At 38.7% G+C, this 25,112-nt stretch carries 30 protein-coding genes; all 30 read right to left on the minus strand.

Annotated features, from left to right (window positions below):
* Nucleotides 1-26: 26 nt before the first annotated feature.
* Nucleotides 27-1,448, minus strand: coding sequence for a DNA cytosine methyltransferase (locus LOR49_RS13135; protein ID WP_240377200.1), 1,422 nt, complete (start codon nt 1,446-1,448; stop codon nt 27-29).
* 110 nt (nt 1,449-1,558) lie between these two features.
* Nucleotides 1,559-1,759: a hypothetical protein gene (locus tag LOR49_RS13140; protein WP_240377201.1), complete on the minus strand. Its 201-nt coding sequence runs from the start codon at nt 1,757-1,759 to the stop codon at nt 1,559-1,561.
* 26 nt (nt 1,760-1,785) lie between these two features.
* Nucleotides 1,786-2,742: a hypothetical protein gene (locus tag LOR49_RS13145; protein WP_240377202.1), complete on the minus strand. Its 957-nt coding sequence runs from the start codon at nt 2,740-2,742 to the stop codon at nt 1,786-1,788.
* 47 nt (nt 2,743-2,789) lie between these two features.
* Nucleotides 2,790-3,017, minus strand: coding sequence for a hypothetical protein (locus tag LOR49_RS13150; RefSeq protein WP_240377203.1), 228 nt, complete (start codon nt 3,015-3,017; stop codon nt 2,790-2,792).
* A gap of 12 nt (nt 3,018-3,029) precedes the next feature.
* Nucleotides 3,030-4,097: a DUF6094 domain-containing protein gene (locus LOR49_RS13155; RefSeq protein ID WP_240377204.1), complete on the minus strand. Its 1,068-nt coding sequence runs from the start codon at nt 4,095-4,097 to the stop codon at nt 3,030-3,032.
* A 36-nt stretch (nt 4,098-4,133) separates the two neighbouring features.
* Entirely contained in the window at nt 4,134-4,478 is a 345-nt protein-coding gene (locus LOR49_RS13160) for a DUF2325 domain-containing protein (protein ID WP_240377205.1), read from the minus strand.
* A 227-nt stretch (nt 4,479-4,705) separates the two neighbouring features.
* Complete coding sequence (locus LOR49_RS13165; RefSeq protein ID WP_240377206.1) at nt 4,706-5,665, minus strand: hypothetical protein; 960 nt, start codon at nt 5,663-5,665, stop codon at nt 4,706-4,708.
* A 668-nt stretch (nt 5,666-6,333) separates the two neighbouring features.
* The gene (locus tag LOR49_RS13170) at nt 6,334-6,585 is read right to left on the minus strand and encodes a hypothetical protein (protein ID WP_240377207.1); all 252 of its coding nucleotides are present in this window, start codon (nt 6,583-6,585) and stop codon (nt 6,334-6,336) included.
* A gap of 29 nt (nt 6,586-6,614) precedes the next feature.
* Nucleotides 6,615-7,079, minus strand: a complete 465-nt coding sequence (locus LOR49_RS13175; protein WP_240377208.1) for a hypothetical protein — start codon at nt 7,077-7,079, stop codon at nt 6,615-6,617.
* On the minus strand, nt 7,076-7,405 hold the full coding sequence (locus LOR49_RS13180; protein WP_240377209.1) for a hypothetical protein: 330 nt from the start codon (nt 7,403-7,405) through the stop codon (nt 7,076-7,078). Before LOR49_RS13180 ends, LOR49_RS13175 begins: the two co-directional genes overlap by 4 nt.
* Nucleotides 7,406-7,507: 102 nt before the next feature.
* Nucleotides 7,508-7,705, minus strand: a complete 198-nt coding sequence (locus tag LOR49_RS13185) for a hypothetical protein (RefSeq protein ID WP_240377210.1) — start codon at nt 7,703-7,705, stop codon at nt 7,508-7,510.
* Nucleotide 7,706: 1 nt separating this feature from the next.
* Nucleotides 7,707-8,555, minus strand: a complete 849-nt coding sequence (locus LOR49_RS13190) for a hypothetical protein (RefSeq protein ID WP_240377211.1) — start codon at nt 8,553-8,555, stop codon at nt 7,707-7,709.
* 63 nt (nt 8,556-8,618) lie between these two features.
* Nucleotides 8,619-8,813, minus strand: coding sequence for a hypothetical protein (locus LOR49_RS13195; RefSeq protein ID WP_240377212.1), 195 nt, complete (start codon nt 8,811-8,813; stop codon nt 8,619-8,621).
* A complete protein-coding gene (gene radC, locus LOR49_RS13200) occupies nt 8,814-9,455 on the minus strand; it encodes a RadC family protein (protein ID WP_240377213.1) in 642 nt (213 codons plus the stop codon).
* 139 nt (nt 9,456-9,594) lie between these two features.
* Nucleotides 9,595-10,041, minus strand: a complete 447-nt coding sequence (ssb, locus tag LOR49_RS13205; protein ID WP_240377214.1) for a single-stranded DNA-binding protein — start codon at nt 10,039-10,041, stop codon at nt 9,595-9,597.
* 36 nt (nt 10,042-10,077) lie between these two features.
* Nucleotides 10,078-10,851, minus strand: a complete 774-nt coding sequence (locus tag LOR49_RS13210) for a CHC2 zinc finger domain-containing protein (protein ID WP_240377215.1) — start codon at nt 10,849-10,851, stop codon at nt 10,078-10,080.
* 25 nt (nt 10,852-10,876) lie between these two features.
* Entirely contained in the window at nt 10,877-11,179 is a 303-nt protein-coding gene (locus LOR49_RS13215; protein ID WP_240377216.1) for a hypothetical protein, read from the minus strand.
* Nucleotides 11,172-12,521 (minus strand): ERF family protein, encoded by a 1,350-nt coding sequence (locus LOR49_RS13220; RefSeq protein ID WP_240377217.1) that lies wholly within the window; start codon nt 12,519-12,521, stop codon nt 11,172-11,174. The genes LOR49_RS13215 and LOR49_RS13220 overlap by 8 nt, the downstream gene beginning before the upstream one ends.
* An 82-nt stretch (nt 12,522-12,603) precedes the next feature.
* Nucleotides 12,604-13,473, minus strand: a complete 870-nt coding sequence (locus LOR49_RS13225) for an ORF6N domain-containing protein (RefSeq protein WP_240377218.1) — start codon at nt 13,471-13,473, stop codon at nt 12,604-12,606.
* A 382-nt stretch (nt 13,474-13,855) separates the two neighbouring features.
* Nucleotides 13,856-15,034: a M23 family metallopeptidase gene (locus LOR49_RS13230; protein ID WP_240377219.1), complete on the minus strand. Its 1,179-nt coding sequence runs from the start codon at nt 15,032-15,034 to the stop codon at nt 13,856-13,858.
* Nucleotides 15,035-15,111: 77 nt separating this feature from the next.
* Nucleotides 15,112-15,873 carry a hypothetical protein gene (locus tag LOR49_RS13235; RefSeq protein WP_240377220.1) on the minus strand — a complete coding sequence of 254 codons (762 nt, stop codon included), beginning with the start codon at nt 15,871-15,873 and terminating at the stop codon, nt 15,112-15,114.
* A gap of 9 nt (nt 15,874-15,882) precedes the next feature.
* Entirely contained in the window at nt 15,883-16,773 is an 891-nt protein-coding gene (locus LOR49_RS13240; protein ID WP_240377221.1) for a 30S ribosomal protein S1, read from the minus strand.
* A 35-nt stretch (nt 16,774-16,808) separates the two neighbouring features.
* Nucleotides 16,809-18,767 (minus strand): type IV secretory system conjugative DNA transfer family protein, encoded by a 1,959-nt coding sequence (locus tag LOR49_RS13245; RefSeq protein ID WP_240377222.1) that lies wholly within the window; start codon nt 18,765-18,767, stop codon nt 16,809-16,811.
* 33 nt (nt 18,768-18,800) lie between these two features.
* Complete coding sequence (locus LOR49_RS13250) at nt 18,801-19,334, minus strand: hypothetical protein (RefSeq protein WP_240377223.1); 534 nt, start codon at nt 19,332-19,334, stop codon at nt 18,801-18,803.
* A gap of 266 nt (nt 19,335-19,600) precedes the next feature.
* A complete protein-coding gene (locus LOR49_RS13255) occupies nt 19,601-19,825 on the minus strand; it encodes a hypothetical protein (RefSeq protein WP_240377224.1) in 225 nt (74 codons plus the stop codon).
* Nucleotides 19,826-20,186: 361 nt separating this feature from the next.
* Nucleotides 20,187-22,601 (minus strand): DNA topoisomerase 3, encoded by a 2,415-nt coding sequence (locus tag LOR49_RS13260; protein ID WP_240377225.1) that lies wholly within the window; start codon nt 22,599-22,601, stop codon nt 20,187-20,189.
* Between the two features lie 113 nt (nt 22,602-22,714).
* Entirely contained in the window at nt 22,715-23,449 is a 735-nt protein-coding gene (locus tag LOR49_RS13265) for a metallophosphoesterase (RefSeq protein WP_240377226.1), read from the minus strand.
* On the minus strand, nt 23,446-23,724 hold the full coding sequence (locus tag LOR49_RS13270) for a hypothetical protein (protein ID WP_240377227.1): 279 nt from the start codon (nt 23,722-23,724) through the stop codon (nt 23,446-23,448). Before LOR49_RS13270 ends, LOR49_RS13265 begins: the two co-directional genes overlap by 4 nt.
* Nucleotides 23,725-23,729: 5 nt before the next feature.
* The gene (locus LOR49_RS13275; protein ID WP_240377228.1) at nt 23,730-24,716 is read right to left on the minus strand and encodes a 3'-5' exoribonuclease YhaM family protein; all 987 of its coding nucleotides are present in this window, start codon (nt 24,714-24,716) and stop codon (nt 23,730-23,732) included.
* An 80-nt stretch (nt 24,717-24,796) separates the two neighbouring features.
* Nucleotides 24,797-24,973, minus strand: a complete 177-nt coding sequence (locus tag LOR49_RS13280) for a hypothetical protein (protein WP_240377229.1) — start codon at nt 24,971-24,973, stop codon at nt 24,797-24,799.
* Nucleotides 24,974-25,112: the final 139 nt, after the last annotated feature.

A 25,112-nucleotide genomic window follows, 5' to 3' on the forward strand; every position in this document is an offset into this window, starting at 1 on the left:
CTTCCCTTTATCCCTTAAATTATTGGTTAGTTTGAAGTTGCTACGGAATACCTTGAAGCTGCTACAAAAGCATTCTTCACTTTTTTGGCAATCGCTTTAGCAAGCGATACAGGAACGGAATTGCAAATTTGTTGTTGCATCGATGATAATGTTCCTTTGAAAGTAAAGGTGTCGGGAACGTCAAACAATCTGGCACATTCACGTACGGAAAGAATTCGATTCAACGATGGATGAAGTATATTAGCTTTCCTCGGGTTTACGATAGATGGTGCCACCTCATTCCATTCCAAACGACGATAGTAAATGGAATGTCCACCTTTTGGTCGAATATCTTCCGGTATGTCAAATATGTTACCTCCTGGCGGTACATGTTTAAACCGTTTTATCGTCGTATCTGTCGATTGGGAATAATCCCGTTGATTTGGTATGTCGTCATGCAGACCACAGAGGGCTTGCTTTACTGTATTTACCAGCCCTTCCCTTGGTTTAGGAAGTTTTATTTTCCCAATTTTACTACCGATCATGAAGGCTCGCTTTCTATTTTGAGCCGTTCCAAAATGCGATGCATTCAATATACCGGATGTGATGTCAAAATCGCTTAATGCCTCTTCAATTTCGTTTTTAAATTGTCCGTTGCCCGCTGTTAAAAGCTGCGGAACATTCTCTAATACAAATACCTTACAATTTTCATTGGAGTTTACTGAATCAATGAACTGACGAACTAAAAGGTTATTAGGATTGTGTAAAAAGTGAGTGTGTCGATTGGCGTTGGAAAACCCCTGGCAGGGAGAGCCACCGATTATCACGTCAGCTTTTGGGAGCAACGATTTTTCTGTATAGACAATATCTGTTTCCTGAACATGGTCACCAATATTGTAGCGATAGGTTTTTACAGCATCTGAGTCTTTTTCCAATGCTAAAATAATCTTGAAATCATCAAGAAACCCTAAGTCAAAAACACCGGCGCCCGAAAATAAACTAACCGCTGTTATGACTTCATCAAGCGGCGGTCTGATTGTTTTTAATGAGCGACCGTACGTGTCTTTAAGAGAATGCTCTTGAATAAGAGAACGTATTTGTACTCTCGAAAAAGATACTTCAGCTAACTTTTGTGAAGACTGATGATCTGTTAGAGGTTCATTATTCCTGTAACCGGCTATGGTGATGTGATCCTTAAAAATCTCTACTTCCAGGTAATCTACACCTCTAAACACTTCAAGGGCTTCTTTTTTTCGAATGTCAATGACAGACTTATACGTGTCTTTATATTTCCGTTTGGAAACTTTATTTTGGCTGCCAGACGTAGGCTGAATGAGTATAGATTTAGACGTTGGATCTATTTTATACGTGTAATGGGCTCCGGGTTTAAATACCGTTTGAAGAAGCTCACGATCTTGTAGATATATACCGCGTTTCGATAGTTTGGCTTTCCTCTGTTTTATTAACATGATTTTTAATCCCCCATAAAAAAAGCGCACCGAAATACACATCTTTCATTGCATGTGTTTTCGATACGCTTATTACTCTTATTTTTTGAACTCTTTAATTTCCTATATTGCTACCTTTTTGAAAGAACAGGGCCAACCGGTCCAGAGTATTGTTCTTCAAATGTTTCAACCTTTTTAAATGTAATGCCGTCTTTTTTCATTTCGTTTAGCAGATCCTCTAAACTTACTTCAGGTTCGTGTTCCTTTGTTCTTTGCCTATTTTTTAAGTGGGGAGACATGCTTTTTTCAATGAACCTTTTTCTAAAGAACATTTCAAGATCCGCCCCTTTCTTATTTCTTATTTTATCAAACTTTTTCCCTTTTGTGTCAGCATTTGTTCGTACCTTTTTACAATTTCATCCATGTAATGATCTTTCTGCTCTCTATCCATATGGATAAGTGATTCAGACAAAGTCACCAATATTAGCAGTGGTTTTCCTTCTACTTTGAAAGAAATGTAGGTACGACCACTTTTGGTGGAATATGCGTTATTACGAAAAATGTATCGTTCTTCTTTTAAAATCTCACTGTTTAACACAGCTCTAAAAAGACCTGTATTTTCATTTTCAATGACTTCTCTCTGTACTTCCTTTATTGGTTCCACTTTTTCCTGAGTAAAGTAAGAACCCTCATTCTTCAACCTTAAAAGGTATTCTGTAATCAACAAAAAAATAGAGTAATTATTGGTGGCCTCTCCCATCTTTTGTTTTGTTAATCCATTCTTTTGAATACTGAATACCTCTTTTAAGCTAGAATGATAAACATTTTTTAACTGTTTAAATTCAGACTTTTTATGGGCTAAGTGAACACCTTTTTCTAGCCCGATGAGGATAGAAGGTTTTATTGAGTACACATGCTGAGCGATATGCTTAATGTTCTCCCTTCTCGCATAAACTCCATCCCTGAATTTTATAATGACCTCTCCTTTGGCGGGAGAATAGTCATATTCATATAGTTGAGTTGCTATAACATAAGATCGCCTTACATTTTCAGTGAAATCATGCAACGTCTTATGAAGCGTTTGTTTTTGGTTTGGTTTATGAGTAATTGGAAACTTTTGTCTTGCCACGATTGCTACTACAATAACGAGATTTATAGCAATTAAAATGGGCCATACTTTGATTGTCATCTCCTGATTGAAATTGATGTTATTGAAGATATTTTCGCTAACCCAATAACTAATTAAACCTATCATAAATAAGTTTAATATTATCCAACCACTGACAAAAGTGATCATTTTCCATCCTTTTTTCAAGTTCACTCCCCCAAATAGTGAAAAGGAACAGCGTCATCATCTGCTCTTTAAATTGTAGCGCAATACTTCCATTTATCTAAATGAAGAAAGAAAGGATGCTGCTTAAACAGCTTCCCTTCACCATCTATTTTGATTACGATGTATTCCTTAGAATAAATATCTGACATCAAGGCGGTAAAATAGAGGTTATTCTCTTTCTCTAATAGGAAACGCACGTCCTCAATCTCCTTGATGTTAGAAAGGCTTTGCATCACTTTATCTTTTTTCACTTCCATTTTTTGATCCCCCTACCGCAAGTTGAAAATGCCCATTTCGCTGTAAATACGGATCAGCGATGTAGGTTGTGTTGTCACGACCTTTTCTTCTTTACCACTTTTTTCGTTTATTTGGTTCTTTTCATTCCTTGTACGTTTTGATACCCCAACAAGTAAATGATCCTCTCCCATTTGCTCTGGTAACACACCAGAGGCAATAGCGGTTGCTATGTGAGCTGTTTTCAATGGCATGGCGGGTGTTAGGCTCTTTTTGGATTCCATCACATAAATGTCTGACATTTGTTTCTCTATATTTGAGTCTATTTCTTCGACGGATTCTGCATTGCTCATACTATCCAAGATGTCCTGGGCCGTTACTTTATCAGATCGAAACGTTTCTAAACATTCTAGTGCCGGTTTCACGGTGTACTGAACGTCGTCCCAATCTTCTTCATCTAACGGCGGAAAAGCGTCTTTTCCCTGCTGAGACAGTTTTTCTAACATTTTTTTTGTTTTTGCTTTTTTTCGTTCGCTATCTTCGGTTGGCAGGTGTAAGCCCCGACGCACCCCGTATACGATGACCTGCTTGTATGAATCATAATTTTCATCAGTGAAGCGGTACACTCGTATGTGTTCGAAACGTCTGGTGAGTAAATCCGCACAATCTTTTAAAACATATTGCGGGAGATTAAACACAAATATCCCATCAGGACTCAAACGTTTTGCGGTTAAATCTCGCATAAATGTTTTCTCCATGCGTTCTTTGTCCGCTTCTTGAAAGGGTGGGTTGAGGTAAAGGAAACTAAAGGCTTCAGCAGACGTCTGCATTTCCTCATAACTACAATGGAGCATATGATCTATCCGCTGCTTCGCCTTGTTTGCTCTGGATTCCTCTATTTCTACACCATACGAGGTGACAAGGCCCCCTTTATTACTAAGATGATTTTTAGTCATCTCTAAAGGAATCCCGTCCCCTGCACAAGGGTCAAGTATGGTTACTGATTCTCCTTGTGAGATTGTAATGCGTTTTAAAATATACTCCATTTCTTTTGTTGGGGTGGGATAAAATCCCAATTTTTGTTCGCTTACCATTCTACTCATTTGATATAGCTCCTTTTGCCATTTTGTTTTTTATTTTTAATCTCGTATTGTATAACACGCTTTTGCACCATCTAAGATAGCTCCTGTTGCCCCTCCGTGCGAAAAGCGGATTGGGGTGTTTGTAGCTTTAGCAATTCGTTTAGCCAACCACATCGCCTTGTGAGAACAGTCTCTCACGATGATGACAACACAATCGGCTTGCGTGATGATGCTATGATATCTATCTTTTTTAGGTTTATAGGCATTATCAAAAAGGATCTCAAAGCCTGCCTGTTTACCTATTTTTTTAAATGTCTTCTCTTGGGTACCGCCTATAACGGCTAATTTATACAGACACACATCTGTAACCACATTCCTTTTTTCGAGTAATTGCTCATTCAATTTGAATCATTCCTTTTCGACTTTTGTTCACATACCGCTGGCACGCAATGTATTTTCTGTCATGCTCAACGGGATAGCGATAGTAGCAAGTGTAATAATTATTTTTTTTTCGCATACAAAAAGCGCAGGATTGACATTTCGACCTTGCGCCTTTCTTCTTTCCGTATGCACGTACCATCGGATTTTTATTTGCTTCTCCCCAATCTTGAGACGAGAGCGGAAGCATGTTAAACAACTCCTTCAAGTAATTGTTGTGGTTCATCCATTGCTTCAAGCTGTTCGATAAACTCCTGAAAAGAGGTCAATTCCTCGAACGTCTTTTTTAGATCCGTTTCTTTGTTATACATTTTTTCTTCCCCATCATAAATTACACAGTTAATGTCTGGTTTTGGTGCCATCATAGCACCGCAATAATTCAAAAGCGCTTCTATCACTTTCTCGTCCCTAGTTTCAGCAAGCCAAATACATTTGGCCTGAGTGGGTGTAAGCGTCTGTATATCAAGAAAAGATACCTTATCATGGTTAATCCAAGGAGCCTTTGTGTTATATACAAACTCTCCTTTACATAGTCCATGTGTTTTTAGGTAATGACTTACACTTTCAGGTGTTGTTCTTTGACGAATTGCATCGACTACTTTTTCTCTAGTTTTTTTTGAGTACCGTGAAAAGATATTCATTTTGTGTCCAGCTGCCTTTGGGTTTTTTTTGAAATGGTTTACTCCCAGTTCTTTTGCTATAAAATTAAGTCTCGTTTCTAAAACGTCAGAAGCAGACTTCTCTTCTTTTGGATCTGTGTGCATGGAAATGGAAAAAGTGGTTCTTAGGCTGAGAAGATCATAAAATACAGCACCATTTTCCAACGCCGTATAACAGGCTTCTTTAAACGAATCGTCGATTTCATCGGCAGTGTGGTAATCTCTATATTCCTCACGGAGGGAGAAAAATTCTCCATCAAATTCAACCATGCCTTCATCGCGTAAACGCCAAAGCATGGATCGGATATTGTGAGGAATTGACACAACCTCCACTTGTCCGAAGGGATTAACTTTTGTCGCTGTTTTTTCTACACCTAAACGTCTGGGATTTCCCATTTTTTTGTAGAAGGTTCTTGTGCTTTCCAATGCCTCTTGAATATCTCTTTTGCTTACATGAAATGTGTAGTCAAATAGGTCTAACTTGTCACTCATGTTTACTCATCTCTCCTTTGGATTTTTACGCACAAAAAAAGGGCGTACCCAAAAATCAATTGATTTTTAGATACGCCCTGTGCGTTTATATTTATATTTTGTGAACAGAAGACATACGTCTCCCATTGTCACCCCTGGGATAAAAAAAATATCCGCTTTCCACATGAAGGTTTGATTTCCTCCGGCTCACATAGTTACGTGGGAAGGTATTCAAACGGTACTCTTAGACAAGCAGCAACTTACACTACAAGTCTATTGAAACGTCCACATCCTCCGGCTCACCCATTAGGTGGAGAGGTACAAGACAACATTGACGACATAAATTACACTTTATATTATAGCATGATTTGTTGAGTTATCAAACAAAACTCACTATAGCAACCTCAAAAGAACAAGTAGTATACATGTGGTGTGTGTGCCACATGTGGACCAATCCTCGTATTTTTCTTTCACTACAATGTGCTACACATGTAGACTGTGGTCTACATGTGTAGCAGTGTATAAATGAATTAGTTGATAAATATCATATCTAACACTTCAATTTTCACGCGTTTGTAGAGAGTAGTCAGCTCTATAATCAGCAATTATTAAAAAAGATGCAAACGCAATGTGATAAGCCCTGATATTCTGAGATATCAGGGCTGTGCGTATATTAACTGTTAGTCTTATTAAATTGTTTCACTTCCACCTTCGTTCACATATTCTATCTTTTTTAGCTCAACTAACGCTTCTTTCGGGTCCTTCACGATGAATGGAATCTCTACTTGCCATATATACGAAGCAAATTCCTGTTCATAGGGTGTTCCTTCGTAGCTCACCATAACTTCACAATACGTGTAATTACGCTGCCAGATCCGTTCGATGGAGAGAGAAACGTTCCCTAAAAAGTGAGAGTCATTTATAATATTTAAATTATCCATTTTTTCGCTCCTTTAGTTTTAACTAACCATTAAAACAAAGTTAGTTGTTCCGTTTCTTGAACTATCTCTTCTTCAGACTGAGTTTTTATTTCTTTTTGTGTGAACCTGGGGTCTATCTCTTCAAATTCTTCAAACCAATGTAGAGGGAAACAACCACAAAACTGTTTCAGGCTCTCGTCTTGATAAAAATACGCATGCGTTTTTATCGGACACAAAAAATATTCTTTTAGTTGCCTTGATTTGTAGCCATCATCCCTATACACCAGTTTCGCTTTATATACCTTCTCTGAGTCAAGCTCAGGGTAGTTTCTTATCGTTGTATGTTCTTCCTTTTCAACGAGCTGAAACAACTCTTTTTTGTAGCAGCCACAATGGGCACTCTTTCGATTAAAGTGGCTCACATATAGATGATCCGGACCATTCCAGAAAACAAAGTAAGTCTGCCCTTTTACAAGCATAGCCCCGGCATTTTCATCCATGCACACTGCTTTCATGACTTGTTCTCCTTATTACTCTTCTCATCCCAAATCATTTCAAATAAACTCTCTATGAATTTTTCCTTTTCTTCATCCTTCTGTTCCATCTGTTGATATATATTTTTTATTTCTTCGAACGACACAAATTCAACTGTCATACCCATTTCATCAACATTTCCTACAAAACGGTAATCTCCGAACACCCTAGTACCTTCTCCGTTCTGTAAATTGTAATAAGAAATGGTTCCGTCATCTTGAATCTCCAACGTATCATGTATATTTGTGCCAACAATGTGCTCGGTTTTTTGTGCAATATCTTTTACTTTGATAATAGGGAAACGCATATAATACATCCTTTCTTTAGAAAGCCCCTGTATCAAATACAAGGGCTTGTTGGTTATTGGTTTATTTTATTGGCTGGTCCTAGCCATCCAACCTCGCCTATCTCATTGAAAGGGTAGATACACTTTTTTTATAAAGTGAGCATCCACATTCACCATTGTTGTGGCTTTTCTAGACAAGATGTCTGCCGGTGCTTGATTGTCAAGCATCGTTGAATGGTGATTAAATAGATCACTACCTTCTTCGACGATGACATAACCTTTTTCTAATGCAACCGTTTGTCCATCATGGTTGAGTGACACTTTACATCGCCCCCAATCGACTGTAATTACGAGACGATATGTGTGTTTTTTTCGAAAACCACTCAAACATGGATTGCTCTTTTTCAATATCCATAATGATGAAGTCTACTCTTCGGTCTACTTCTTGACGGAAAGGATGTAAGTCACTTTCCTTTAATACGCCATCTAAAAAGAAGCGTTCTAATTTTTTTCTGTTTGGTTTTCCGTACTTAATGAGGAAATCTTCTCCGAACATATCTAATTCCAGGATAGCGGCTATATCATATGTTTTCGGTTTCTTTCTTAAATACAAAGAACCATATTCATGTTCAACTTTTTTCTTCGTTTCATAAACCAAAACGTTCATCGCTTTTCCTTTAATGGCCTTATACTCATCCTGTATTGCTTCAAAATGACTTCTTGCATGAATGAAATGCCGCATATACCAGTCAAATCCCTCGTTTGGCAAATATACTTCTTGAATTTGCGCCAATTCTTTTCCTTTTTTGTTAAAAGAAGCACCAAGAGTGTACTCGGCTGGGTTTTCAAAAGCTTCAATAATTTCTAGTATTTCAGCATTGTTTTCTTTTATTGATTTTATGTTAATGTCAGCCACCATAGGTAACAATCCAATATCATTTAAATATTCATTTAAAGAGGGATAATCCCACTCGTATATAGGTTTGGTCATAAACTTAGCTACCGTTCCATAATGTTCAAACACATGCCGTCGAGTTTCATACTCTTCGGCAATAGAACGTATTTTCTTTTGATAATTGTCTTTCTTTTTTTCGAAATTTTTATAATCACTGTATCTTCCGGTTTCAATAAATTTCTCCATTAGTTTGCCTACAACTGTTACATTTTCCATTTTTAGATTCCTCCTAAGATAAGTTGAGTTTTTTAAATTAAAAAAGAGCAAGCTTAAAACAGCTCACTCTTTTGCATTTGGGATAGCGTCCATCATATCTCTTGCTCGTTTATCACGAATAATATGACGGATCTTATTTATATCAAAATTTTTGAGTAGTGTAGGGTCATGATGAGCACGGGCGCCTAGTATTAATAGGGCAATCAATGCCTGTTGACTCCCGTGACGTGCTGCTAAAAGTTGGAGGTAATTATCCATTTAGAGATGCCCCCATTCTTTCAGTGAGTAGCAGTTTTCCCCCACAATGATGTGGTCTAACAATTCAATGCCTGTTAACTTGCCTACTTCGGCTAATCGTTTGGTAGCGCTGATGTCTTCAGACGAAGGCTGGCTTATATACGATGGATGGTTATGCGCAACAATGATTGATGCACATCCTTTTTTGAGTGCGTATTGAAAAACTTCGCGTGGGTGCACCACACTGGAATTCAAAGATCCAGTAAAAAGTGTCTTTCTCCCAATCACTTTATTTTTTACATCCAGTGCTGCAACTACAAAGTGTTCTTGATTTTCGTGTTTTAAATAATTAAAGAGTTCATAAGCATCCTCTGGAGATTTAATAACGGCCTCTTGTTGCATATTCCCAGTAGCAGCTAATTTTTTTGCGAAGCCAATGGTTGCTAAAAATTTAGCGGCACGTCCAGACCCTATCCCTTCAATTTCTAACAATTCCGCTTTAGACAACTGATAAATGTCTTTGAGCGGAAGTTGACATAGCTCCGGGATATGTTCACCAAGGATAATACTCATTAATTCATTCATTTCGATATTTTCGTATCCATAATACTCGGCTTTTTCTTTTGCAAGCTCTACATAGTTTTTAGTAAGCATTTTTTCCATTTTTGTATCCTCCTTCACGCACTTCGGCCACCACAAGGTGACAGAAGATACGTGCCACCTTGTTTTTAGCCGAAGGGGAAGGCTTACTATTGATCAAACGGATATTTTTTTAGACTAAACATCAACAGCGCAGGTTAGATCAAAATGGTAAATGATCATCACCAAAAGGATCGTCCATGTTTACGGGCTTATAACTGCCTGACAGTGCCCCGCTATTGGATGAATGTTGTTCTTTCCTGCTGTTTTGATTTCCCTTTTGGGTGTCTTTATTGCTTTCCAGGAATTGTATACTATCGGCCACGACTTCAATAACGGTTTGCTGCTGTCCATCTTGACGCTCGTACTTACGGGACTGCAACCTTCCATCAATGCCGATAAGATTTCCTTTTTTCATAAATTGAGATAGATTTTCCGCTTGTTTTCTCCAAACAACTCCATTGAAAAAGTCGGTTTCTCTTTCCCCTTTTTGATTGGAATACGGACGATGTACCGCAACACTAAAGTTGGCTACAGCAACTCCGTTTGGTGTGTAACGTAGCTCAGGGTCTCTTGTTAATCTTCCCACTAATACCACTCGATTGATCATGTGAACATCATCCTCATTATTTATTTAGATAATCCTTTAGGCCAAGACTGGTTCAGCTTGCTGTTTTCTTTCTGATTCTTCCTCTTTGTGCAAAGTGGTTGTATTATCCATTACCGGGATATCCACGTTTTGTTCCAAAAAGAGAAGATATACTAACGCATTGTTTCCATCCATTTCTCCAGAATCAAAGGACGTTCGGAGGCTAGAAACAGCCAACTGAAGGCTCTCCACCATCCACTGCTCCGTCCATTGTTTACTGGAAAATGCTTCTAACACAATTTGAGTTAGATCAGATACGTAGGATGTTTCTTCTTGTTTTTGAATATTTCCTATCACTTCATTATATTTTCCTGTCGCATTTGCCACTAAAAGCTTTGCGAGAGCTAGTCGCTTATTCCGGTAACAGTGTGTGTTCCAATCCTGGTAGACTGTGGCTAAATGATTCCGAAAATGATCATACGACTCCTGTTTCGCCTTCTGCCATTCGATAGCACTAAGTTGTTTTGGGCTAAGCATTTCTGCTGGATGGTAAGAACGTTTTCGCTGACCGAAATACTTCTTTTTCACTTCTGCAAATGATTGTCCGCTCAGCAATGCCTCAAATTGCAAAACGCCACCTGCATTTTTGCATATCCAGCACTTAAATACTTTTTTAACTTGATTCAGAGAAAGCTTATATTTCCCCCGTCTACCGGAATCACCGTGACAAAACGGGCATTTCGCCATGACTTCTTTGTTGTTCAGTGTCTTTGTATTCAACTCAAGCCCATACTCTTCGGCAATATCAACGATACACGGAAGGTTATTCATCTTTCTCCTCCTTTTAAAATATCTATCATGACAGCTGTTTCATATCAGGAGCCAAAATAATCTTTTTTTCTTCCAATACTACGTCCTCGTATGTCTCTTGTGTCACTGTTAAATAGGCATTAATAGCTGCTTCAACACATGGACAGGACGCATGCTTGTTTTTTTCGACCACACCACATTCATGAGTCACAAAAAGGTCACTAGCCAATTTTTCAACTCTGACTAAAACCTGACCATAAACAATGTCATCCTGATGGTAGGAATAGGAGGGAAGAACGACGACAATCGCTCTTCCATCTTGGAATACCGATAAAACTTCTTTAGCCATTGATTACGGCTCCTTCTGTCATTGGTAATTTAAAATCAAGTAACACTAAAAACTCTCCCTTTTTCACTACCTTCACATAAATCTTGCTGTTAAGTTGTAGTTCATCCAATTGATTAAGTTGATCTTCGTTATTTACGAAGATCGTCTTTCGATTCAAGGATTTTTCTGTTCGGTGTACGCATGTGATCTGTCCGATTACTCGGTTACTAGTTTTTTTGATTTCTATGTCTTCCATTGTCACTTCCACATAGCCACTATTTTGCTGCGGTGCAGTAGAAGGTTTTTGGTCATTTTGATTAGAAGGAATCTTCGTAATCTCCGTTTCCTGTGTTGTTTCCCGCTTATACGAAGGTGTTTGTCGGCTACCCATCTGTTCAGCTTTTTCTTCTTGTTGCTCATTACCTTCTGGGGCTTTATTTACTTTTTGTGCAGTTTGAGGCGCTGAATCAGCCGATGTATTAACTTTTTCTTTTAATTGGGATGTTTTAGCTTTGGAGTTCCCTGCTGATTGAGAAGAGGGAGAAGAGTTGGGTTGTCCTGAGGAACGTTCAGAAGGTGTTGTGGCCTCCTGAGTTTCATCTTGTTTGTTGGTGGACTTTTGTGGGGTTTTCGCTTTTTCTTTTTGTTTCTCGTTTATTTCTGTTTTCGCTTCTGAATCTTGTTGTTCGGGAGAAGTAGAGGATAAATTAGACGTAGCGTCTTCCTCTTTCAATTGTTCCTGTTTCATTTTTTCTTTTAAATCTTTTAACCAATTGTTAAGTTGTTTAAATATGCTTGCGAAATTCTCTTTTTTCACTTTTGTAAAGGATGGTATATCAAAGTGATTGAGATAACCTTCGCTTGGCACTCCTCGAATCTCGGCTAATTCCTTAGACAAGTTTTCCAGTTTTTCAGCTTGCTTAATTGAAATATATGGTGATTCCGTTTTTTGCTGGAACGCATCTGGGTCTACCTCATCGGTTGGTATATTAAATTGCTTTAGTAAAAAATACTTTTCCGCATGAGTGTAGGCTTTAGCCGGTCCTTTATCACGATTATCCATCCCTTGCGAATAAAAAGTATATTCGATGGTTTCCTCTGGATTATCGACGTTGATCCATGTAAATACGATGTATAGTTCCGTTAATATACCTTGTTGCCCTATCGTGACTTTCGTGTCTTTTACATGAGTAGATAGAAAAAGTCCTACTTCATTTAGCTTTTCGCGCAGCGGTGCGATTACGTCACTAGAACTTGCGTAAGAAAACTCCTCACCATGCACTTGTTTTTGAATATAGGGCACTGCCTTTTTAACATTTAATAGCTTTTGATAAATATTCTGTCCATTTTTTGAGTTACACATTTTACATTCCTCCAATAAATTAATAAAATTTTAGATTTTAAATTCGACTAATTGTTTTGATACGTGTTCTTTACAATCATTTTTATACATGACTCTTCGCATAACGACTGATGAGTCCCACTAGAATCTCGTATACTTCTCCTTCCAGTCTCTGTTCAAAAATAATGTCGAGGCCGTTCACCTTTTTTTCTAAGGTAGACGCAGCATACGTTTTTCCGGTCTCTATAAGGTATTTACCTTGTATATAAGACCTTTTGTTTTTCACTCTTGTTAGAACGTCAATTCCATGCTTGTCTTTTAAATATTCATAGAGTTCATTCCAACATTCATTAATGTTTCGCGTACCTTTCATGCGTGCGTACTCCATCACTTTTCGATTGATGTGCGCTCGGGAAGGTTTTTCAGTGAGGTAATTAGAGATTGATGTAACTTTGGATTCGGTGTCTTGAGAATTTTTTTCTAATTCATTAACTTTCGCTTCTTGGCTTACTAACTGCTGCGCTAGTTGAAGGATCACTTCAGCCGGCGACGAGTGTGTTTTTAATTGGGAGGGAGTTTCTGCTATTTCCTCTTTTAAATCAAAATATTCATCCAACAGTCTGTCGTAGTAGATCCAAGATGCTTCATCATCAAATATTTTCATGAGTTTCGCGTATCCTCGTTCAGATAATAGATAGATATTATTCGATCTATTCACTGCTTTTTGTTTTAAGATTCCGTGGTACATGAGATGTACCAGAAAATCATGCTCCTTGAGGTCGATAATATCCACGTGATTCCGAAAGCGAGAGCGGTGCATGTTAATGGCTCTATTGACCGCTTTGAGTGACTTACCATGAATATCCGCGATGTGATGAGCTAACATTGCTTTTTTGTTCTTGCCAAACCCTCCGTAAATACAGGGGATGTCTACTCCACATACCAGTGCTGATTCTTGTAACTGTAATTCCATCTTTTGATCCTCCTATTTTTTGGTTTTTACGCACAAAAAAAGGGCGTACCCAAAAATCAATTGATTTTTAGATACGCCCTGTGCGTTTATATTTATATTTTGTGAACAGAAGACATACGTCTCCCATTGTCACCCCTGGGATAAAAAAATTATCCGCTTTCCACATGAAGGTTTGATTTCCTCCGGCTCACATAGTTACGTGGGAAGGTATTCAAACGGTACTCTTAGACAAGCAGCAACTTACACTACAAGTCTATTGAAATGTCCACATCCTCCGGCTCACCTATTAGGTGGAGAGGTACAAGACAACATTGACGACATAAATTACAATTAACATTATACATCAACTAAGATAAGTTTACAATATTTTTTGTAAGCTTTACTATTCTTGCACGAGTCTTCTGGGATTTTCAGCATTTGACTTCGCCCCGTTCCAACCTCCTCCAACATGTGTTTCAAAATGAAGGTGAGGGCCTGTAGATCTTCCGGTGTTACCCATTTTTGCAATTTCCTGCCCTGCTGACACCTTGTCCCCTACAGAGACAGAGAATTGATTGAGATGCGCATAGAGTGTCTCGTATGTTTGACCATTAATGAAATGTTTAATCGTAACCGTGTTCCCATATCCGTTCATGTGTCTAGCCCTCGTTACTTCACCGTCTGCTGCTGCGATGACACTGGTTCCTATCTTATTCGCATAATCAATTCCATTATGCATTCGCCCCCAGCGAGAGCCAAACTCTGAAGAAATAACACCAGTCGTCGGACGAAGGAACACTTTCCCCTCGGCAAGAGCTACTTGGTCTAGATTGGTCGTCTGTGCTGAATTTATGCGATTCTGTTCTGCTTTTTCTTCTTTTGCTTTGGCTAATCTTTTCTCTGTTTCTTTTAATTGTTGGTGAACTGTTTCAATGGCTTCCTTTTTTCCTTTTTCTAATTCTCTGTATCTACTTTCTAGCGCTTTCATTGTCTCATTCTTTTCTTTTAATAAAATTAATTCGTGGGTAAGTTCTTCTTCTCCGTATTCCAAAGAAGCTTTGATGGACTCATATTGATCTTGCATTGTTGCATTCGTGCTCACGATTTTCTGATGATCGATAAATCGACTGAGCATATCTCCTAAATCTCTACTATCAAATAAGAGGTCCAAATACGATTCACTTTTCTGTTGCATACGTCCACTATCTTGAATAAAATGTTTATATTTTTCTCTAGTTTGTTCATTTTTTTCCCAGACACGTCCGATTTTATCAATTTCTTTTTGTTTTTTTATTATTTGTTCTTGATAGTCATGCATGATCTCACCCAAAAAAGCAATCTTCTCATCGTGCTCCTTTGTCTCTTTCTCCAGTTCTTTTGCTTTGCCTTTCAACACGGAAACTTGATCACGTAGCTCAGGAAGTTTAAATTCATTATCTTCTGTTTGGTTTAATTCAGTTTTTGTTTCTACAACATGTGGTTCAGTCTCAGCTTGTCCGTTAGCAAATACGGAGGTTGGAAGAGATAGAATAAGAGAAGCACCAACTACCCCTGTCACAACCATTGTTTGAAGTGCTTTCATTCACCTTTACCTTCTTTCTATTTATGAGTATTCGAATATATATACAGAAAGCAAAAGAAAGCTGTCTCCCTTTCGTACTACTGGTGATCGACAGCTTTCGTTTGATTATTGTTTTTCTCTTGCAGTAGCGCGTTTTCGTTTACCCATCCTCCTTGATGCCATAGGTAAAACATGCTCTCAAAATCTTTATGTCTCAGTTCTTTGTCTGTCGTTACCCTTATTTTGTTTTGCTTCAAATAGGGATTTAAGGATTCCAAGTATATTAAATCTTCACATACACAAATAATAGGTTTTTTAGGGTTAGAGCGGGCAAGCAACTTTTGTATTTTTTCTTTGTTTTCACGAACAACTAATACATTAAAATGTTTTTTTTCGCCTTTTGCCTGAATCCCCCCGATAAAAGGGGGCTCGACTTCGGTGATTTGTAAGTCTGAATAGATGTTTTTTAGCTTGTCATACAGTTGAAAGAAGATCAGACGTTCAAGCACCATATATTCATTTAACTGAAACCACTCGTTTTTTTTAGATGGACATCGCAAAAACTCTATACCGGTTGCTCCTAATGTATAAATAGGAATGATTTCGTTATTGCGTATAAGTTCATGGCGCTTAATCTGGCGATATCTTTCCATTTTTTTAACTCTCTGATTATCTCGACCCAGGAATATAGCTTTTAATTGTGCCCGTCCAATTACTCCTATTTTTTCTATGGCGTGCAGGGCATTTAGTTCTTTTTCACTTTGAATGTCTAATCCTTTTATAAGGCTAGATTCAGTGGAAAGTATACGATTCCACTTTATTGTATAAGAGTGGAATGCCGACAAACGAGATAGTTCCATAGGTAACCCCTACTTTTTAGCCCTCTGAATAACTTTTATAACACGGCCCGTAATTTTTTGATTCTCCTCATCAATTTCTCTTATTCTGACGAGCACTTTATCCCCGGCGTTTAGTGCCTCAAATTTCATATGTGGGGCTAAACAATTAATCCCTGGCATTAACTTAATGAAATTACCAAATTCTCTTACACCTGACACTGTGCCGGAGTATTCAAAACGTTCATTGTAGAACTTTCTAACGTTTATCCAAGGATCTGAGATTGTCTGTTTCCGGCTGACTTCAATTCTTTCATTTTCTCGGTCAAAACTAAGTACCTTTACTGGAATTTTTTCTTCCACTTTTACTTTTTCGCGAAGATCGTTTATCCAGTCATAATCGTATTCTGATACATCCATAGTTGTTTCAATGCCCCCTATTTGGAGCAGCATGTAGTTTTTATTAACAAAACGAACAACAGCGTTTACGATAACATTGCTTTCGACACCCTTTTCTTCTGCCTTCCGGAATGCCTCTTCTAACCTATTGAATGTGGCCCCCTTCATGTGTTCCAGAGCCGCTTTTCTGCTTCCTATAAAAAGATCTCGCTCTCTATCAATCCCAATCACTTTAAAATCAATTGACGTACCCATCATGTTTCGGAGCTGACGATAGTCTTTCGCTTCCATTTGTTCCATAGGAATTATCCCTTTGACCGTTCCTATTCTTACTACCGCGCAAGGAGTGTCATTTTCTCCTTGTCCATGATTTTCAATCGCTATCATTTCTGACTGTAAGATGGTACTGTTCTGTCTAGCTGAATACACTTTTTCTAATGCACGTTGCCTTTCCTCTTCCTCCGTAATAGGTTCATTGGTTTGATAACCTTCAACAAAAATATCAAGCATTGTTTCTTCGCTCATTGTTTTTTCCTCCTTAATCTTGATCAATATAGTTGCTAAAAGAAAACTCCGAGATCCTCTCCCCCTTCTCCTTTGGGTGATGATTCATCTTTGTTTTCATGATTTGTATCTTGGTCATAATCAAGTTCGTTATCAGTGGCATATATTGTGTCTTTTCTCAGTTGTTCCTTGTCCTCTTCGATGGGAGACTCTTTAGTTGTTTCAACCAGTTCATTTACAATATTGACATCGACGACAGCTTCATTTTCTTCTTCCTCGAGGACTTGTTCTCTTATGTCGCCTTCCGCTATTTTCGTTGTTTCCAAGTTTTCCTGTTCGTTCATTCCTTTTCCATCCATCTGTTCCTCTTCCACGCTATCTATTGATAAGGTATTATGATCCTTCTTTCTTTCTAGCGGTTGATAGCTGATCAACGATGGGGAAAAGGTATGGCCGACACTTTCTGATGCCACCATTGTTTCTTGTGTTTCTGCATTTTCTTCATGTGCAACCTTATCTAAAACAGGGCTGACGGAAGAGGATTCTTTCATCGCATCATTATGTTGTTTTTTCTCTTCTAGTTGCTTACGAATAATGGCCAACTTCTTCTGCTTTTTTATAAATTTCCGAAACTGCCATTTAGGGACATGTTGATTTACCAATTCTTTTTCTTCTTTTTCCAATGTTTGATTTTTTACCTTGCGAAAGTGCTCACGTAACTCCTTAGGGTCTCTCGGAATAAAGTTTCCCATCCCAACACCTGGTGGTTGGGGCGTTCCATCTTTTAGAAGCTTATGAATGAAATGCATCTTGGGTAAACCATCCATGATGAGAGAGTACGAAAATCGCTCTTTCTCCATCTCTCTGTCACTGGTCATTTTCGGTTGCCATTGCTTCAAAATGTTTCCGTCATACCGCTTTTCTGTCACTGACAGTAGGTCCATTCCCATTTCTTTCGATACTTCCTGGGCGTCTTCGGCACTAAGCCCTCCAAAGATAATTTTGTTACGGCAGGAAGTTAGAATCGCTTTTTTCATGGCTCGTGCGTTGATTTGACCAGAATCGACTTCCAACTGTCCCAAAGATTGAACAGCGAATAGTCCAGCCACTCTGTATTCAGCAGCGATGGACAAAAAGCGCTCTACGTCTGGGTTTATATAACGGCTATACTCATCAATGATGAGATAATGCGGAATGCGAGTGTTTTCAGTTCCTGGACGACGGAATGTAGCTAACTGCATGTGCATGGCAACAAACTGTCCAAAAGCATCACCTGCAGCACCCAGTTTTCCAAGTGCTGTGTTGATCGCAAGGATACCACCCTCTTTAAAATGGAGATCAAGATCCATGTCACTTTTTTTCGATATGAGCGGACGCAGGTAATCATTGGACATTAGATTATCTAATTGCGCTCTCAATCCTAAAACAAGACTTCGGAACTTATCCGCATCCTTACCTTGCAGTAGTTCGTTTTCAAAGAACTCAACCAGTTCCGGGTCAAGCCTGGACTGTCTCAGCTTCTCCACGTTTGATTTTAGTACCTTTTCATTACGGAGGTTTCGAAGAACATCGATTAAGTACATGTCGTCTTCATACAACGTTTTTAACAAGAGAGTGATTTTTCTTGTCGATAATTCCTGTACTAACTGAAAAAAAGCTTCCTGTTTCCCGAACATTGACTTGAGCACTGCAACCGTTGCCTCTGCAATATCGGTTTTGGGTCCTTTCATGACGTTCAGTGCTTCTGATTCATCGGGATACAGCGGGTCAATGTAATGATAGGGGATTTCCAATTCATCACATATTTCTTTGACAGCACGTACAATATCCCCCTTCGGCTCAATCACGGTTAAGCCAGCCGGAATGCCCTTAGCACGCTGTTCTAATACCTGCAATACAATAGGTTTCAGAATAGTCGCGGTTTTTCCGCTTCTCGTTGGACCGACGATCAATGTATGGGTAAAAGCATCGGAGCCGCCCCATTTTAATACTTCATGTTTGTTTGCACCATTCACGTCTCACTCCCCCCTATTGAAATCAAATCTGTGCTAACGGTTCGTTGATTTTCTTTTTTCTAATTCGACCTCTTCTCCTAACACAAAATACAATGAGTTGTCCGTCTTTACTTCATCTTCTGGAGTCATAAACCACCCAATCCATCCAAATTGTTTCACTTTATTTTTCTTATATTGAATCGTGGTATCTAAGCTCGCTAGGGATTCTCTTGCTGACCGTGGTGTTTTTTTCACCTGCATACGCACTTTTGGTTCCTCATGAAAATGTTTTTTATAACTAAGAAATATTCCAACACCAACCGCAATACTGCTCACAAGTGTAAGAACTAACATGAGGAGACGGTGAATCGGCCAATTCAGCACAACGTTAAGAATAGAAAGAAAAGATACCCACGTAGCCATACCTGCAAAAATCATGGCAAAGTAACCAAAATACCGGCGAAACCGTGTTATGGAAAACAACGTTAATGGGATACCGATGATAAGGGTCAACCATTTGCTCACAACAGAGATAACAGCAAAAAATAAAGCGCAAATGTACAAAAGAAACATAAAAATAATGCTCATACAAGATCCCTTCTTACAGATTTTCTGTACGAGAAACCCCTTTGCAATTCTGAAGCGCACCCTTTTGGAAAAGGATAACACCGACATCAAGCTACAGTTTTCTTGAGAGTTTCAGTATGTGACCCTAAACTATCAGGAGCTAAAGGATACGATTGAAAGACGCTTATCGCTAACGTCACCCCCAATAAAGAGATCATTAAACCATACGCCAGAGTATCTCTTTTCTTTTGAGGACGGTTTGTCATGGAGCTGTTCACCTCCTCTCGTTATTGCATCATCTCTGCGTTATACTCGTGAATTTTATAGTGAATAGTAAGGAAATGAATATCGTCTTTTGTGCACTCTTTATATGCCTCGTATATTGATTTTTGTGCGTCCTCTTTCATCCCACTCAGTTGCTCTAAAACCTCCTGTTTGGGGAGTAAGTCTGGGACGGATTGAAACAAGATCTTCCATTCAGAAATCAAGCTATTTATCACATCTGTTTTCATTCTTTAAAGCACCTCCTTACGCTAATTTCCGTCACCTTTTTAGTTTTGGTTTGGTGAGGATTATAAACTGTAAGCAATCAATGAATCGTTTTATACAAATAAAACCCCCAGAGTCACTCGTGTCTATTAATAAAAGACCTCGAGCAAACTCTGGGGGTTCCAGTGGTTTGCATGTATGAAATTGTTAACATGCTACTACTATGCGTGTAATGGGGGACACATAGGGTTAAGAATCATTGCAATCTTTAGGATCATTGGGGTCGTTAATTTATTTTAACGATAAGTAAATTGTAAGATATAAATTTACAAAAATCAAGATAAAAACGTCATTTTTTAACTAATAATTAAAATTTATGGTTTTCTATCTATTTTTATCAGGAAAACGAAATTGCAACGAACAACTTTCGTTTAGTTTTAAATACGCATTATACTTCTTGCCACTTTTGGAGATAAATCCTTTTATCAAGGGAGTTTCTTTCCCTTCTATCAAAGCAAACACCATTTTTTTATTTAATTCTTTTCCGCTCACATTCTTTATGATTCGAAAATCGCAGTTTGGGTAATTGGAGCATCCGTATAACTTTTCACGATTTGTGACGTATCCTTCTTTGCACTTTGGACAACGTATTTGCTCTTGTTTCTCTTCATTTTTCATTTCTGTATTAGTTGAACGATTCATAAATTCTAACTCAAGCGTTCCTTCATTTATGTCCTTTATCTTTAGTCGTGCTTTATATTCCTTACCAGCTTTGCTTTTAAATTTTAGTACAGACGTTTTTCCGTGTTCTATCAAATCAACACACTGCTTTTTTGTGACTGTTTTTTTCCCAAATGTTGTCTTCCAAATTTTAAAATGGCAACCATCTTTCCAACGAGTGCAGCCAAATGCCTTTTTGGTGTCAACAATTTTCCCCTGCTTACAGGAAGGGCAGTCAGTCAATGCATCAACTACACCTACGTCCTGTCTCTCCATATTCTTAATCTCTTCTACCATAAGCGATGTGAACGGCTCGATACTTCCTAAAAAGGCATCTTTTCTTCCGTCCCCTTTCGCAATAGCATGAAGTTTTTGTTCCCATTCTCCGGTGAGTTCAGGAGATGTAAGGGTACGTATCCTGGTACTTTTCAGCATTTCAATAAGGATTCGACCCTTTGGGGTAATTTCAATCAATTTCTTTTGCCCATTGATATATCCAATATCTTTTAGCCTCTCCACAATCGATGCTCTGGTTGCTGGAGTGCCTAGACCTGTCCCTTTCATCGCGTCCCTCATATCCTCGTCGTCTAGTTCTTTGCCTGCCACTTCCATTGCTTTTACTAGCGTTCCCTCGGTGTACGGCTTAGGAGGCTTGCTGACCCGTTTTTTGATCTCTGTCTTAGCGCACTGTACTGCTTTGTCAGGAGTCAAATGAACCCCTTCTCGTTCTTCTGTATCCTCTTCTTCGTCCCTCTGCTTTGATAGTGTTGTTCGCCACCCCTTATCTTCCCATTCTTTAATCATTGTTTTAAAAGAGTGTCCGGAGACATCAGTCGTGATGTGGTGTTCTTGAAACCTTGCTGCAGGGAAGAATTGAAGAAAAAAACGACGTGCAATCATGACGTAGATTTGCTGTTCATCATTCGTAAGATTACCTGTTGGAACTTTTTCTGTTGGAAAGATTGCATGGTGATCAGTTACCTTGTCCGGACGACACACTCGCTTACAGTTTTCTGTAATCACTTCTTTTTTGGCCAGCTCTACGCCCGGTAATTTCATCTTTTGAAAACGCGGCTTTATGAGATCAAAAACATCGTGCATTAGCGGAATCTCTTCCTTCGTGACATAACGCGAGTCTGTGCGAGGATACGTAATGGCTTCATGCTTTTCATATAGACTCTGCGCGATATTAAGTGTCTGCTGCAACGTGTACCCATACACTTTATTCGCTTCCGACTGTAAAGCAGATAAATCAAACAGTTTTGGAGCTGACTCTTTTCCCTTTTTAATTTTATAATCAATAATTTTTCCCGGCTTCTCTTTTACACTCATTGCTAGTTGAGTTGCTTGTTGTGCATCTTTAATCACGCCTGAACCTTCCCATTTTCCCTCATAATTCTCTGACTCTTGAGTAAAAGTGGCTATAACATCATAGTGTGTATTACTTTGAAAGTTCTCTATCTCTTTGGCACGATCATACACCATAGCCAAGGTAGGAGTCTGAACCCTCCCTATGGTTAGCTTTGCATGATGCTTGGCAGAAAGCCCCCTGGTCCCATTAATGCCGACTAACCAGTCCGCTTTTGACCTTGCGTCTGCAGCTTCAAATAATGGTTCGTATTCGTTGTTATTCTTCAAACAATCAAAGGCTTTTCTTATTCCACTCTTTGTTAAGGAATTGGTCCACAGTCGTTTGACAGGATGGTGTAGCCTTAGATGTCGGTAAATGAGTCCGAAAATGTATTGTCCTTCGCGCCCAGCATCACAAGCGTTCACAAGTAAGTTTGACTGAGAGGCTAGTTCACGTATAGTCTTAATACGTTCCATTTTCATCTTACTGGTATCCGCAATGTACTGAAAAGGATCTGGCATTATAGGGAGTTGTTCGAGATTCCAGTCCTTATATTTGTCATCGTATAGTGCTGGTGGAGCTATCCCAATTAAATGCCCCACTGCCCAAGTGATATAGTATCCATTCCCTTCAATGTACCCTTTTTGCTTCTTTCCTCCATCTGAGAGTATCGCTTTAGCTATTTTTGATCCCATATCTGGTTTTTCTGCAACTATTAAGGTAGCCATATTTCTCACCTTTCTTGTTTTTTAATAAAAAAATAATCACAACGTTTTACGCTATGATTATTGTGTCAGCTATTAAACTGTTGTATTGTTTCCGTACTGTTCTGGTATCCATGTTAATCAATGTCGCCCAAGTTTTTTTCGGCGCTCCTTACTTGTTTGATTTCATGAAAAGCAACCGTACCGCTTGCTTTATCCCATGCCCAATAGGTTTTATCGGTAAGGTTCACTAAAGCCAACTTTCCGGATGGTCGGAATACGCCGAGATCACAGCTAATCCTTGCTTCATCTTCTATTACTTCGTTCATTGGTGTGTGGCCATGAACTACCTTGCGTTGTTCACTTTTATTTAAAATTTTTTGTGGATCAGCTTCAAGAAAAGGCTCTCTTATCCATACAAACAAATCCATAGGCTGAGCATTGAGTGGTATGTCTGGATGAAAACCAGCGTGAACGTACATAAACTCTTCGTCCGAATGAGCACTAACGGATAGACTGGTTAACCACCTTATATGCGTTTCACGCTCACGTTTACTTTTGAAGGTTTGTTCAAAACTATCTAGTGTAGCGGCTCCACCATTAATGAAAAATGACTTCTCCTCTAATTCTCCTTCGAGATACTGTTCTAGCATCCGTTCATGATTACCGCGCTGTACCCGTACATTAGGAAAAGTTTTATCAAGCCACCTCGCATACTTCACCACTTCTCCACTGTCGGGACCGCGATCAATCAAATCACCTCCTATAAGGAGCTTATCTTCTTCTAAATTAATATCAGATTTTTGTATCAATTTCTTAAAAGGTTCTGCATATCCGTGAATATCACTGATCCACCATTTCTTATTTGTCATTTTTCTACCTTATCCTTTCTCTGTTTTATTTCCAGTTGGTGTTCCTCAATAAAGTTATAGATGATCGTTTCCTCGACTGAATACTGTTTGGCCGAAAGAGCTACTGCTACTTCTTTCGGGTACCCCAATGGATCTATCTTATTCATCGCAGATAAGATAGCTTTGAACGTTGTTATCTCCAGGGGAATGTTTTTAACTATCATTAAACGAATTAACTTCTCGAAGTTATCTTGAAAAATCTGCTCATTGGTTGTCTGAGGTAATGTTTTGCTCAAAAGATTTACCTACTTTCTGTTGTTGTTGGTTTGTATATCCTTCCAAGCGGATGAGTATATTCTACGGTGCCTTCATCCATCTCTTTTGTTCCTTCTTTGAACATTTCTATTCTGCTGTCGATCATATCGACTTGATGCAGCAACATGGCTTCCAGTGTCATGGGCTCCTTTGGTGAACCATATTCCATCTTTCCATGATGGGATTGTATGAGATGAATTAATTGGATGACTTTTTCATCATCAAATGTCTGTAATTCTTCTCTGATTGACTGAGCGGTACGATCGATTTCCATTACCATGAGTGTGATATGACCAATCATATTGCCTTCGACTGTGTAAGATGCATCTAATGGACCGGATATCTCTTTGCATTTCCCCATGTCGTGCAGTAAGACACCAGCCATCAGTACATCTTTGTTGACGATTGGATATAGATTGAACAAAGCCTCCGCTATCCTTGCCATAGAAAGTGTATGATAGGCCAATCCTCCAACGTATGCATGGTGATTTTTAGAAGCAGCTGGATATCGGAAGAAGGATCTGTCAAACTTCATAAACAACTTTGTTGTTATGCTACGCAATGTAGGATCTTCTATATTTTCTATAAATCGATTGATTTCTTTTTTTATTTCTCCTGCCGGCAGAGGGGCTGTCCGGATTAAATTTCCTATGTTTACATTGGGATCATCATCCGCTACTGCTTCTATACTTGTTATTTTGATCTGTAGCTTATCGCGGAAAACCGTGGTTTCCCCTCTTAATTGAACGATTGTACCGGCTTTAAATTTCTGATGAAGCATCTGCTCTGTTTCTCCAAGAGGAAATTCGCCTTTCCAGAGCTTACCCTCAACTTCTTTCTCTTTTTGACCAAATCGAAATGTCAGAAAAGGATCTTGATTTTTGGTGTATCCAATGTTGCAATCCAGAATAATCACATAATCCTGGAAAATTTGACCGCCTTGCTTTAACTCTTGAAATGTGTGTGTTATCATTTTTTCCTCCTAAAATATGTTTAACAGTTACAGCCAATAAGTATTCCTTTTTAAGCAGGCTATGTGGTTCATAGCTGTCTTTACGCCTGCTTAATAGACCTACTTTTCTTTTTTAGCGGAACGTCGTTATCTAATTTCCATCTTCGTAAGTATGAGTAACTCACTCCATACCTTTGCGCAATAGCGGCATCGGTTATCTTTTGAGAAAGCCATTTGTATTTTTCAGTTGTCAAGTTTATTTCTTTTTTATTGGCCATGTGTTGTATTGCCTCCCTTTAAAAAAATAATGCGAGTTCTACTTGCTACTCAAACATCACCTTCACACCGCAGGAGGTGCACGTAGTGCCTGAGTAACGTAGTGTGTCTTCCGATGGTAGGGACACTCCACAACTGGGG

It is taken from the genome of Bacillus piscicola, assembly GCF_022458745.1.
GTDB classification, from domain to species: Bacteria; Bacillota; Bacilli; order Bacillales; family Marinococcaceae; genus Alteribacillus_A; species Alteribacillus_A piscicola.